This is a genomic window from Thermohalobaculum sp., assembly GCF_058622915.1.
This window is the reverse complement of the sequence record NZ_JBZSYN010000065.1, coordinates 1-12177: the sequence shown is the minus strand read 5'-3', so window position 1 is coordinate 12177 and position 12177 is coordinate 1. Positions and strand designations below refer to the sequence as shown.

At 72.0% G+C, this 12177-nt stretch carries 10 protein-coding genes; 5 read left to right on the top strand and 5 right to left on the bottom strand.

From position 1 onward, the window contains the following. Both AC32QD_RS05535 and hutI read right to left on the bottom strand, forming a co-directional pair. Positions 1-734 (bottom strand): aromatic amino acid lyase (locus AC32QD_RS05535; RefSeq protein WP_492009486.1); only part of this gene is annotated, 734 nt, incomplete at its 3' end. Further along, a complete protein-coding gene (hutI, locus tag AC32QD_RS05530) occupies positions 731-1936 on the bottom strand; it encodes an imidazolonepropionase (RefSeq protein ID WP_492009485.1) in 1206 nt (401 codons plus the stop codon). The genes hutI and AC32QD_RS05535, both read right to left, overlap by 4 nt. 85 nt (positions 1937-2021) lie before the next feature. On the opposite strand from hutI, the gene AC32QD_RS05525 reads away from it, so the two are divergent. From AC32QD_RS05525 to argE, 3 genes are all read left to right on the top strand, one after another. Further along, complete coding sequence (locus AC32QD_RS05525; protein WP_492009484.1) at positions 2022-3395, top strand: formimidoylglutamate deiminase; 1374 nt, start codon at positions 2022-2024, stop codon at positions 3393-3395. Positions 3396-3625: 230 nt separating this feature from the next. After that, complete coding sequence (gene doeA / locus AC32QD_RS05520) at positions 3626-4822, top strand: ectoine hydrolase DoeA (protein WP_492009483.1); 1197 nt, start codon at positions 3626-3628, stop codon at positions 4820-4822. Beyond that, complete coding sequence (gene argE / locus AC32QD_RS05515; protein WP_492009482.1) at positions 4819-5982, top strand: acetylornithine deacetylase; 1164 nt, start codon at positions 4819-4821, stop codon at positions 5980-5982. Before doeA ends, argE begins: the two co-directional genes overlap by 4 nt. A 42-nt stretch (positions 5983-6024) precedes the next feature. Here argE and AC32QD_RS05510 read toward each other — a convergent pair whose 3' ends face one another. Beyond that, on the bottom strand, positions 6025-6495 hold the full coding sequence (locus AC32QD_RS05510) for an Hsp20/alpha crystallin family protein (RefSeq protein WP_492009481.1): 471 nt from the start codon (positions 6493-6495) through the stop codon (positions 6025-6027). 235 nt (positions 6496-6730) lie between these two features. Here AC32QD_RS05510 and AC32QD_RS05505 point away from each other — a divergent pair, with 235 nt between their 5' ends. Further along, on the top strand, positions 6731-7639 hold the full coding sequence (locus AC32QD_RS05505) for a pirin family protein (protein WP_492009480.1): 909 nt from the start codon (positions 6731-6733) through the stop codon (positions 7637-7639). Positions 7640-7707: 68 nt separating this feature from the next. Beyond that, complete coding sequence (locus AC32QD_RS05500) at positions 7708-10047, top strand: molybdopterin-dependent oxidoreductase (RefSeq protein WP_492009479.1); 2340 nt, start codon at positions 7708-7710, stop codon at positions 10045-10047. Positions 10048-10099: 52 nt separating this feature from the next. Here the strand turns inward: AC32QD_RS05500 and AC32QD_RS05495 are convergent, their stop codons facing one another. Together AC32QD_RS05495 and ftsH are read right to left on the bottom strand one after the other, a co-directional pair. Further along, positions 10100-10654: a fasciclin domain-containing protein gene (locus AC32QD_RS05495; RefSeq protein ID WP_492009478.1), complete on the bottom strand. Its 555-nt coding sequence runs from the start codon at positions 10652-10654 to the stop codon at positions 10100-10102. A 242-nt stretch (positions 10655-10896) separates the two neighbouring features. Next, on the bottom strand, positions 10897-12177 hold a 1281-nt coding region (gene ftsH, locus AC32QD_RS05490), incomplete at its 5' end, for an ATP-dependent zinc metalloprotease FtsH (protein WP_492009477.1).

Here is a 12177-nt window from a genome sequence, read left to right as displayed (position 1 = left end):
CCGCGCAGCTCGTGGATCTCGGCGCGGAACGGGGTGGGCGAGCCCATCGCGGCGTCGGTCGACAGCGCGCCGGTGATGAGCGAGGTCGTGGTGGCGCGCCAGGCCTCGAACAGCCCGGCGAGCGTCAGCGCGGTGGAGACCTGGGTGCCGTTGATCAGCGCCAGCCCCTCCTTGGCGCCCAGCTCGAGCGGCTTGAGGCCGGCGGCCGAGAGCGCGGCGTGGGCCGGCATGCGGCGGCCGCGGAACTCGGCCTCGCCTTCGCCGAGCATGACCGCGGTCATGTGGGCCAAGGGCGCGAGGTCGCCCGAGGCGCCGACCGAGCCCTGCGCCGGGATCACCGGCAAGAGGTCGGCGGCGAGCAGGGCCTCGAGCTGCTCGATCACCGCCCAGCGCGCTCCGGAGGCGCCGCGGCCGAGCGAGAGCAGCTTGAGCGCCATGGTCAGGCGCACGACCCCGGCGGGTAGCGCCGGCCCGACGCCGGCCGAATGCGACAGGATCAGGTTGCGCTGCAGCCGCGCGGTGTCGCCGGGCGGGATGCGCACCTGGGCGAGCTTTCCAAAGCCGGTGTTGACGCCGTAGACGGGCTCGTTGCCGCCGGCGGCCATCCGTATGCGCTGCGCCGCCCCCTCCACGGCCGGGCGGGCCGTGGGGTCGAGCCGCGCCGGCACGGCCTCGCGCCAGATGCGGGCGAGCTCGCCCAGCCGGGTGGCGCCGGGGGCGAGCGTCAGCGTCATCGCGTGCCCCCGAAGATGCGGTGGTGCAGCGGGTTGAAGCCGACGCGATAGGCGAGCTCGGCCGGGTGGCGCACGTCCCACAGCGCGATGTCGGCGCGGGCGCCCTCGGCCAGCACCCCGCGGTCGTCGAGGCCGAGCGCGCGGGCGGCGACGCGGGTAGTGCCGGCGAGCGCCTCCTCAGGCGTCAGGCGGAACAGGGTGCAGGCCATGTTCATGGCCAGGAGCAGCGAGGTCAGCGGCGAGGAGCCCGGGTTGCAGTCGGTCGCCACCGCCATCGGCACGCCGTGCTCGCGCAAGGCGTCGACCGGGGGCAGGTGCGTCTCGCGCAGGGTGTAGAAGGCGCCCGGCAGCAGCACGGCGGCGGTGCCGGCCGCGGCCATGGCGCGCACGCCCTCCTCGTCGAGATATTCCAGGTGGTCGGCCGAGAGCGCGCCGTAGGAGGCGGCGAGCTGGGCGCCGCCGAGATTGGACAGTTGCTCGGCGTGGAGCTTCACCGGCAGGCCGAGGTCGGTGGCGCGGTCGAACACGCGGGCGATCTGCTCGGGGCTGAAGGCGATGCCCTCGCAGAACCCGTCGACGGCGTCGGCGAGGTCCTCCTCGGCGGCGCGCTCGAGCGCGGGGATGCAGACCTCGTCGATATAGGCGTCGGGGTCGGCCGCCAGCTCGGGCGGCACGGCGTGGGCGCCGAGGAACGAGGTCACCACCTCGACGTCGCGCTTGGCCGCGAGGCGGCGGGCGGCGCGCAGCATGGCCAGCTCGGTGGCGATGTCGAGCCCGTAGCCGGACTTGACCTCGATGGTGGTCACGCCCTCGGCGATCAGGGCGTCGAGGCGGGGCAGGGCGGAGTCGACCAGGTCGTCCTCGTCGGCGGCGCGGGTGGCCTTGACAGTCGAGGCGATGCCGCCGCCGGCGCGGGCGACCTGCTCGTAGGACGCGCCCTCGAGCCGCATCTCGAACTCGCGGGCGCGGTCGCCGCCATGCACGATGTGGGTGTGGCAGTCGATCAGCCCCGGCGTGGCGAGGCGGCCGTCCTGCTTGTGCACGGGCAGCGCCTGCACGTCGCGCGGCGCCTGCTCGCGCGGGCCGATCCAGGCGATGGAGCCGTCGGCCACGGCGATCAGCGCGTCCTCGATCAGGCCGTAGGGCGCGTCGCCCGGCACCATGGTGGCGGCGGTCAGCTCGGCCAGCGCGTAAGGGGTCATGCGGTCTCCTTCCGGGTGGCATTGCCCCGTGTCCGCCTTCCGTGAAATATGTATGGAGACGTTCCGTCAATGGGGAAATGCGCCGATGACCAGCCTGTTTGCCGAGCGCGCGCTCATGCCCGGGGGCTGGGCCCGCGACGTGCGGGTCACGATCGCGCCCGACGGGCGGATCGCGGCGGTCGAGGACGGCGCCGCGCCCCGGCCGGGCGACGAGCGGCTGGCGGGCCGCATCCTGCTGCCGGCGCCGGGCAACCTGCACAGCCACGCGTTCCAGCGGGCGATGGCGGGGATGAGCGAGGGGCGCAACCCGGCGGGCTCGGACAGCTTCTGGACCTGGCGCGAGACGATGTACCGCTTCCTCGAGGCGCTGACGCCCGAGGACGTGGAGGCGATCGCCGCCATGGTGCAGGTGGAGATGGCCGAGGCCGGCTATGCCGCGGTGGGCGAGTTCCACTATCTGCACAACCCCTCGGGCGGCGGCAGCTATGACGAGCCGGCGGAGCTGGCGGCGCGGATCGTCTCCGCCGCGGCCGAGACCGGGCTGGGCCTGACGCTTCTGCCGGTGCTCTACATGCAGGGCGGCTGCGACGGGCGGCCGCTGACCGGCGGGCAACTGAGATTTTCGTGCGATCCCGGGCGTTTCAGCCGGATCCTTGAAGGAGCGGCGCGGGCCGCGAAGGCGCTTGCCGACGACACGCGGATCGGCGTGGCGCCGCACAGCCTGCGCGCGGTGCCGCCTGACGCGGTGGTCGAGGTTGCGCGGCTAAGACCCGGAGATCCTGTGCATATCCATGCCGCGGAGCAGACCGCGGAGGTGGCCGAGGTCGAGGCGGCGCATGGGGCGCGGCCGGTGGCGCTGTTGCTCGACCGGATCGGCGCGGACCGGCGCTGGTGCCTGATCCACTGCACGCAGATGGACGCCGCCGAGACCGCCGCGCTGGCGCACGCGGGTGCGGTTGCGGGGCTGTGCCCGATCACCGAGTCAAGCCTGGGCGACGGCATCTTCGCGGCCGTGGCCTATCGCGAGGCCGGGGGCCTGCTCGGCGTCGGCTCGGATTCCAACATCCGCATCTCGCTGAGCGAGGAGCTGCGCACGCTGGAATACTCGCAGCGGTTGCGCGACCGGGCGCGGGCGGTGCTGGCGGGGCCGCGCTCGACCGGGCGCACGCTCTATGAGGCAGTGCTGGCCGGCGGCGCGCGGGCGCTGGGGCGCAACGCGGGCGCCATCGAGGCGGGGCGGCTCGCCGATCTGGTGGCGCTGGACGCCGAGGCGCTGGCGCTCGCCGGGCTCGCCGGCGACATGGCGCTGGACGGCTGGGTCTTCACCGGCGATGCGCGGGAGGTCAGCGATGTCTGGTCGGCCGGGCGCCGGCTGGTCGCGGGCGGGCGGCATTTCGCCCGCGAGTCGGTCGAGGCGCGCTTTCGCGCCGTGCTGGCCCGGCTGCGCGCGGCGGCGTGAGCCGGGCCCGGCGACCTGACCCCGGTGACCTGACCCCGGTGACCTGACCCCGTTGACCTGGCCCCGGCATCGGGCGCGGGCCGGACGGCTCGTTGCCTGACCGCACCGAGCCAGTCCGTCGCGATTTCATGCGCAACCGTCGAAACGGGGCAACCGGACGGGGGCCTTTGCCCTAAATGAAGGGCATGAAAACCTGGGGCCGCGGGCCCCGAGGGTGGAGGACTGCGCTTATGCCCGACGTCGATCTCCCGTTCAGCCGTGAGGAATATGCCGATCGCCTCGACCGTGTCCGCCGCGCCATGGACGCGGCCGGCGTCGAGGTGATGTTCATCTCCGACCCGTCCAACATGGCCTGGCTGACCGGCTATGACGGCTGGAGCTTCTACGTCCACCAGGGCGTGCTGGTCGGGCCCGAGGGCGCGCCGGTGTTCTGGGGCCGCGTCATGGACGCCACGGGCGGCCTGCGCACCTGCTACATGGACCCCGACGACATCATCGGCTACCCGGACCACTACGTGATGTCGACGGTGCGCCACCCGATGGACCATCTGGCGACCCTGATCCGCGAGCGCGGCTGGGGCGGGCGCACCATCGGTGTGGAGCTGGAGAACTACTACTACTCGGCCAAGGCGCATCAGGTGCTGACCGCGGCCATGCCCGACAGCCGCATTGTCGACGCCACCGCGCTGGTCAACTGGCAGCGGGCGGTGAAGTCGCCGACCGAGCTTCTGTACATGCGCCGCGCCGCGCGCATCGTCGAGCGCATGCACGCGCGCATCTTCGAGATCATGACGCCGGGCAAGCGCAAGAACGAGGTGGCGGCCGAGATCTACTACACCGGCCTGTGGGGCGCCGAGCACGAGGGCGTGGACTTCGGCGGCGACTACCCCGCCATCGCACCGCTGATGCCCAGCGGCAAGGACGCCTCGGCCGCGCACCTGACCTGGAACGACCGGCCCTTCGAGGAGGGCGCGGGCACCTTCTTCGAGATCGCCGGGGTCTACCGGCGCTATCACGCGCCGCTGTGCCGCACGATCTTCCTGGGCGAGCCGCCCAAGGACATGCTGGCGGCCGAGGCGGCGGTGCTCGAGGGCATCGACGAGGGCATGGCGGCGGCGCGGCCCGGCAACACCGCGGGCGACGTGGCCAAGGCGTTCTACAAGGTGCTGCATAAGCGCGGCATCAAGCGCGAGGGACGCTGCGGCTATCCGATCGGGCTGAGCTATCCGCCGGACTGGGGCGAGCGCACCTTCTCGATCCGGCCCGAGGACGAGACGCCGCTTGAGGCGGGCATGACCTTCCACTTCATGCCGGCGATCTGGCAGGAGGACTGGGGGCTGGAGATCACCGAGCCGCTGGTGGTGCGCGAGGACGGCCCGGCCGAGTGCCTCGCCAACTATCCGCGCCAGCTGTTCGTCAAGCGATGAGCCTGCTCGACGACACCCGGGCGATCCTGGGAGACCTGATCGCCTTTCCGACGGTCTCGGCGGATTCGAACCTCGAGCTGATCGCCTGGTGCGCGGCGCGGCTGGACGCGCTGGGCGTGCAGACGGACATGACCGTGGACCCGGTGACCGGAACCAAGGCGAACCTGTTCGTCACCATCGGGCCGGACACGGACGGGGGCATCGTGCTGTCGGGCCACACCGACGTGGTCCCGGTCGAGGGGCAGGAGTGGTCCACCGACCCCTTCGCGGCCAATGAGCTCGACGGGCGCATCTTCGGCCGCGGCTCGTGCGACATGAAGGGGTTCATCGCCTGCGCCCTGGCGCTGGCGCCGCGCATGGCCGAGGCGAAGCTGAAGCGGCCGATCCACCTGGCGCTGACCTATGACGAGGAGGTCGGCTGCCTGGGCGCCCAGGTGATGCTCAAGGCGGTCGAGGCGGCCGGGCGCAGGCCCGCCGTGTGCATCATCGGCGAGCCCACGGACATGCGCATCATCGAGGGCCACAAGGGCATGTGCGAGTACACCACGCGCTTCAAGGGACTGGCCGGCCACGGCTCGCAGCCCGGCAAGGGCGTGAGCGCGGTCGAGTATGCCGTGCGCTACGTGGCCAAGCTTCTGGAGCTGCGCGAGGAGCTGAAGGAACGCGCGCCCGACGGCTCGCGCTTCGAGCCGCCCTGGTCGACCATCCAGGTGGGTCGGCTGGCGGGCGGTGTGGCGCACAACGTCATCGCCGACAACGCCGAGGTGGACTGGGAGATGCGCCCGGTCGCCAATGCCGACTACATGTTCGTGCACCGCCAGATGCTGAGCTATGTCAGCGACATGTTGCTGCCCGCGATGCAGCGCGTCTATCCCGAGGCCGGCATCGAGACCGAGGTGATCGGCGAGGTGCCGGGGCTCGAGCCGATGGCCGAGTCCGAGGCCTGCAACCTGGTGGCCGAGCTCACGGGGGGCAACACCCGTGATGTGGTCTCGTTCGGCACCGAGGCCGGGCTCTACCAGCGCATGGGGGTCTCGACCGTGGTGTGCGGCCCGGGCTCCATCGCCCAGGCGCACAAGGCGGACGAGTTCGTCGCCGTCGAGCAGCTCGAGCAGTGCCTGGGCATGATCGAGCGGCTGATCGCGAAGCTCACGCACTAGGCCGCGCCCGCCGGGTGGCGGGCGCGGTGCGGACGATCCCGGTCAGGCGGTTGGCTTGATCGCGATCTTCCTGGTCCTGGCCGTGACCTCGGGCGACTTCGGCACGGTGAGCGTCAGCACGCCCTTGGCGAATTTGGCTTCGACCTTCCTGGGGTCCGGCTCGAAGGGGAGCGTGACCGAGCGCGAGAAGCGCCCGTATGCGCGCTCCATCACGTGGTAGTCCTCGTCCTTGCGCTCGGCCTCGGTCTTCTTCTCGCCGCTCACGGTGAGCAGGCGGTCGGTGACCGAGACGTCCACCTCCTTCTCGCTAAGGCCCGGAAGCTCGATCGAGACCTCGATCGCCTTGTCGGTCTCCTTCACGTCCATGTCCGGCTTCAGCCCGCCCTCCCAGGGCTCGCCCAGCTTGGGCATGCCCCGGGTGAACTCGTTGAAGACCCGGTCGATCTCGCGATGCAGGTCGAAGAACGGCACGTCGCCGTTCCTGCGCATCAGGCTTGGCAGAGTGCGGGCCATCGTCGTGCTCCTCATGACAGGTGGTCGAGAATCGACTCGCCCCGCTGGCGATGGGTGCATTCTCGCGCAGGCGGGGGCGGCGCGCCTTGACCCCCGTCAAATCGCGCGCGCCGGGGTGGCCCGATTGTGCGCCGGCCGAGAACGGACCCGGCGCCGGGCGGCAATGCGCGGCGTCTGGTGCGGAGCGGGTGGGGCGCCTATCTGTTGGGAGCAGAAACCGGCGAGGAGGCGCGAGATGTCGATCAGGCCCGTGAAGCGGATTGCCGCGGCGACGCCGACCATGGAGGGCGCCGGCGTCAAGCTGCACCGCGCCTTCGGCTTCGGCGACACCTCGGAGCTGGACCCGTTCCTGTTGTTCGACGATTTCCGCAACGAGCGGCCCGAGGACTATCTGCGCGGCTTTCCCTGGCACCCGCACCGCGGCATCGAGACCATAACCTACGTGCTGGCCGGCACGGTGGAGCACGGCGACAGCCTGGGCAACTCGGGCCGCCTGGGCGCGGGCGACGTGCAGTGGATGACGGCGGGGCGCGGCATCCTGCACCAGGAGATGCCGCAGGGCGACGCGCAGGGCCGCATGCACGGCTTCCAGCTGTGGGCCAACCTGCCCTCGTCGCTGAAGATGACGGCGCCGCGTTATCAGGACGTGCCGGGCGCCGAGATCCCGCAGATGATCGACGACGACGGCACGGTGATCCGCATCGTGTGCGGCGAGTTCCGCGGCCGGCGCGGCCCGGTGGACGGGATCGCGGCCGATCCGCGCTACCTCGACATCTCGGTGCCGCCGGGGGTGAAAAAGCGCCTCAAGGTCGAGGTCGAGCGGCACGCCTTCGCCTATGTCTTCGCCGGCTCGGGTCGCTTCGCCGCGGCGTCGAAGCCCTTCGGCGCGCTGCACGAGCGGCAGGTCGACGGCGAGGAGGTCATGGTGCGCGACACCACCGGCAACCGCTCGCTGGTGGTGTTCGACCGCGGCGACGACGTGGAGGTGCAGGCGGGCGAGGAGGGCGTGCGCTTCCTGCTGGTCTCGGGCCGGCCGATCCGCGAGCCGGTGGCCTGGTACGGGCCGATCGTGATGAACACGCAGGCCGAGATCGAGCAGGCGGTGCGCGACCTGCGCCAGAACAGCTTCATCAAGCCCGCCTGAGCGCGGCCTTGCGGCGGTTCCGCGGCCTGCTAGTGTGACGCCGGCACGGGCCGGCGGGAGGCAACGCCATGGACGATCGGAGCGCGCGCAGGGTCACCCCCTTCGCCACCCACTGGGGCACCTATCATGCCGAGGTCGAGGGCGGGCGGCTGAAGGCCGTGCGCGACTGGGAGCGCGACCCCGACCCGGCGCAGATCGGGCCGGGGATCGTCGACATGGTGGACCACCCGACGCGGGTGGGCCGGCCCACGGTGCGCAAGGGGTTCCTGAAGGCGGGGCCCGCGGCCGACCGGTCGGGGCGCGGGCGCGAGCCGTTCGTCGCGGTGCCCTGGGACGAGGCGCTGGACATCGCGGCGGGCGAGCTTCGCCGCGTCACCGCCGAGCACGGCAACGCGGCGATCTTCGGCGGTTCCTACGGCTGGGCCAGCGCGGGGCGCTTCCACCACGCGCAGAGCCAGATCCACCGCTTCCTCAACTGCATCGGCGGCTATGTCGCGCACACCGACAACTATTCCTACGCGGCGGTGAACAACCTCAGCCCGCACGTGGTCGGCAAGTTCGGCGAGGTGGTGCTGGACGGCGCGACCTCGTGGCCGGTGATCGCCGAGCACACCAAGCTGATGGTGATGTTCGGCGGCCTGCCGGCGAAGAACGCGCAGGTGACCTCGGGCGGCGTCGGGCGGCACGTGCTGCGCGAGTCGCTGAAGGCGGCCAGGGCCAACGGCTGCGACTTCGTGCTGATCGGCCCGCAGGCGAGCGACGCGATCGACGAGGTCGGCGCCGAGTGGCTGGCGCCCAGGCCCAACACCGACACGGCGATCATGCTGGGGCTGGCGCACACGCTGGTCGCGGAGGGGCTGCACGACTGCGACTTCCTGGCCCGCTGCACGGTCGGCTTCGAGCGCTTCGCGCCGTATCTCATGGGCGAGAGCGACGGCCAGCCCAAGGACGCGGACTGGGCGGCGGCGATCTCGGGGCTCGAGGCCGGGGCGATCCGGCGGCTCGCCCGGCGCATGGCGGCGAGCCGGACCATGATCACGGTGGCCTGGGCGATCCAGCGCGCCGACCACGGCGAGCAGCCCTGCTGGATGGCGATCGTGCTGGCCGCGATGCTGGGCCAGATCGGCCTGCCCGGCGGCGGCTTCGGCATCGGCTATGCCTCGGAGAACGGCATCGGCAACTCGGTCAGGCCATTCAAGTTCCCCGCCCTGCCGCAGGGGATCAACGAGGTGAAGACGGCGATCCCGGTGGCGCGCATCTCGGACGCGCTGTTGCATCCGGGCGAGGACTACGACTTCAACGGCCGGCGGCTGAGCTATCCCGACATCCGGCTGGTCTACTGGGCCGGCGGCAACCCGTTCCATCACCAGCAGGAGCTGGGCAAGCTGGTGCGCGCGCTGCGGCGCCCCGAGGCGGTGATCGTCAACGAGATCTGGTGGACGCCGATGGCGCGCCACGCCGACATCGTGTTCCCCGCCACCACGGTGCTGGAGCGCGAGGACATCGCCATGACGCACTGGGAGCCGACCATCGTCGCCATGCGCCAGGCGGTGGAGCCGTTCGCCCAGGCGCGCGACGACTATGCCATCTTCTCGGGCCTGGCGCGGCGGCTGGGCGTGGCCGAGCGCTTCACCGAGGGGCGCAGCCCCGAGGACTGGATCCGCCACCTGTGGGACCAGGCGCGCCAGCGCGCCGCCGAGGCGGGCTTCGAGCTGCCCACGCTGGAGGAGCTGCGCGAGCGCGGCACCGCCGAGCTGCCGCCGCCCGAGCGCGAGCAGGTGATGATGCAGGAGTTCCGCCGCGACCCGGGCGGGCATCCGCTGGCGACGCCGAGCGGGCGCATCGAGATCTTCTCCGAGCGGGTCGCCTCGTTCGGCTATGACGACTTCCCCGGCCACCCGGCCTGGATCGAGCCCTATGAGTGGCTGGGCGCGGCGGCGGCGTCGACCTATCCGCTGCACCTGATCTCGAACCAGCCCAAGACCCGGCTGCACAGCCAGCTCGACCCCGGCGCGGTGAGCCGGGCGAGCAAGGTGGGGGGCCGCGAGCCGATGACCATGCACCCCGCCGACGCCCGGGCGCGCGGCATCGGGGCGGGCGATGTGGTGCGGGTGTTCAACGATCGCGGCGCCTGCCTCGCCGGCGTGGTGCTGAGCGAGGCGATCCGGCCCGGCGTGGTGCAGCTTTCCACCGGCGCCTGGTACGACCCGGCCGAGCCGGGCGTGGAGGGCAGCCTATGCAAGCACGGCAACCCCAACGTGCTGACGCGCGACCGCGGCTCGTCGCGGCTGGGGCAGGGGCCCTCGGCGCACACGGTGCTGGTCGAGGTCGCGCGGCTGGAGGGCGAGCCGCCGCCCGTGACCGCGCACGTGCCGCCCCGGATCGAGGAGCGCAGCCCGGAGCGTTAGGGGCGGCGGCCGGGGGGAGAAGGCTCCGGCCCGAAGGCCGGAGCCGCAGCGGTCACTTCGGCATCAGGACCTTGTCGATCGACTGGATCACGCCGTTCGACTGCATGACGTCGTAGGTGACGATATGCGCCGTGCGGCCCTGGGCGTCGGTGATGACGATGTTCGAGGGACCGTTCATCTTCGCGATCAGCTCGCCGCCCTCGACGGTTGTGAGCTTGGCCTCGCCGCCATTCGCCTGGATCAGGTTGCGCAGGTTGGCCGAAGTCAGCTTGCCGGGCACCACGTGGTAGGTCAGCACCTTCGTCAGGGTGCCCTTGTTCTGCGGCTCCAAGAGCGAGCTCACGGTGCCGTCGGGCAGGGCCGCGAAGGCCTCGTTGTCGGGCGCAAAGACCGTGAAGGGGCCCTTGGAGTTCAGCGTGCCGACAAGGCCCGCGGCCTTCACCGCCGCGACCAGCGTGGTGTGGTCGTTCGAGTGCACCGCGTTCTCGACGATGGTCTTGGTGGGATACATCGCCGCGCCGCCGACCATCACGGTGGCGCCGGCGGGCAGGGCCGTGCCGAGCGCGGCGGCGGCGGCCAGGGCGGTCATGGTGGTCCTCAGTCGCATTTGAAGTTCCTTTCGCTGTCCGGCGGCCACGCGGGGCCGCCCGGTTACGGGCCCCGCCGGGCCCGGCTGCGGGCGCGGCGGTCGGCGCCGTCGAGCGCCTGCATTCCTCTACGGGGACAGGGCGCCGCCGGACCACCCGGGCGGAGGAATTTGCGCGGGGCGGGGCGTCGTCGGGCGGCGTAGCGCGGCGTCGTGCCGGCGGTGCCGGTCGGGGGGTACGCCGCGCGGCGGGCCGGGAGAGGCTATTCGGCCGCGGGGCTCGTCTCCTGGCCCGTCTCCTGGCCCGTCTCCTGGCCCGTCTTTGCCGCCTCCCCGTCCGCGCCGCGGACCTCGCCGGTGAGCTGGCGCAGCTCCTCGGCCTCGAGCGTCTCGCGCTTCAAAAGCTCCCTGGCGCATTTCTCCAGGAGCGCGCGGTTCTCCTTGAGGACGCCGAAGGCGCGGGCGAAGGCGGTGTCGAGGATGGCCTTGACGCCGGTGTCGATGCGCTCGGCGGTGGCCTCGCTGTACTCGCGGTGCGACGGGTAGTCCTCGGCGCCGCGCAGGAAGGCGGCGCGCTCGCGGTCGAAGGTGGCGTGGCCGAGCTCCTCGTCCATGCCGTAGCGCGCGACCATCGCCCGCGCGATGTCGGTGCAGCGCGAGAGGTCGTCGGAGGCGCCGGTCGAGGTGTGCTCGAAGATGAGCTTCTCGGCCGCGCGGCCGCCCAGGAGCACGGCGATCTTGTTCTCCAGCTCCTCGCGGGTCATCAGGTAGCGGTCCTCGGTGGGGCGCTGGATGGTGTAGCCGAGCGCACCGACGCCGCGCGGGATGATCGAGACCTTGTGCACCTCGTCGGTGCCCTTGAGGCGCATGCCGACCAGCGCGTGGCCCATCTCGTGATAGGCGACGATCTCGCGCTCGTGCGGGTTGATCAGGCGGTTCTTCTTCTCGAGCCCGGCCACGATGCGCTCGATGGCGGCGGTGAAGTCCTTCGTCTCGACCTCCTTGGCCTTGCGGCGTGTGGCCATGAGCGCCGCCTCGTTGACCAGGTTGGCCAGGTCGGCGCCGGTGAAGCCGGTGGTCATCGAGGCGACCTCGTCGGGGTCGACGCTGGCGGCCACCTTGGCCTTCTTCATGTGCACCTGGAGGATCTGCGCCCGGCCGCGGCGGTCGGGCTTGTCCACCAGCACCTGCCGGTCGAAGCGGCCGGCGCGCAAGAGCGCGGGGTCCAGCACCTCGGGCCGGTTGGTGGCGGCGAGCAGCACGATGCCGATCGAGGGGTCGAAGCCGTCGAGCTCGGCCAGGAGCTGGTTGAGCGTCTGCTCGCGCTCGTCGTGGCCGGCCACCTGGCCCGCCATGCCGCGGGCGCGGCCCAAAGCGTCGAGCTCGTCGACGAAGATGATCGCCGGGGCGGAGTTGCGCGCCTGCTCGAACAGGTCGCGCACGCGCGCGGCGCCGACGCCGACGAACATCTCGACGAACTCCGAGCCCGAAATCGAGAAGAAAGACACGCCTGCCTCGCCCGCAACCGCGCGCGCGAGCAGGGT

Bases quoted from the DNA above. Each gene is read 5' to 3' on its own strand.
- AC32QD_RS05505 (WP_492009480.1), top strand. From the start codon at position 6,731: ATGTCGATCAGGCCCGTGAAGCGGATTGCCGCGGCGACGCCGACCATG.
- argE (WP_492009482.1), top strand. From the start codon at position 4,819: ATGAGCCTGCTCGACGACACCCGGGCGATCCTGGGAGACCTGATCGCC.
- AC32QD_RS05495 (WP_492009478.1), bottom strand. From the start codon at position 10,654: ATGCGACTGAGGACCACCATGACCGCCCTGGCCGCCGCCGCCGCGCTC.
- AC32QD_RS05500 (WP_492009479.1), top strand. From the start codon at position 7,708: ATGGACGATCGGAGCGCGCGCAGGGTCACCCCCTTCGCCACCCACTGG.
- AC32QD_RS05510 (WP_492009481.1), bottom strand. From the start codon at position 6,495: ATGGCCCGCACTCTGCCAAGCCTGATGCGCAGGAACGGCGACGTGCCG.
- hutI (WP_492009485.1), bottom strand. From the start codon at position 1,936: ATGACCCCTTACGCGCTGGCCGAGCTGACCGCCGCCACCATGGTGCCG.
- doeA (WP_492009483.1), top strand. From the start codon at position 3,626: ATGCCCGACGTCGATCTCCCGTTCAGCCGTGAGGAATATGCCGATCGC.
- AC32QD_RS05525 (WP_492009484.1), top strand. From the start codon at position 2,022: ATGACCAGCCTGTTTGCCGAGCGCGCGCTCATGCCCGGGGGCTGGGCC.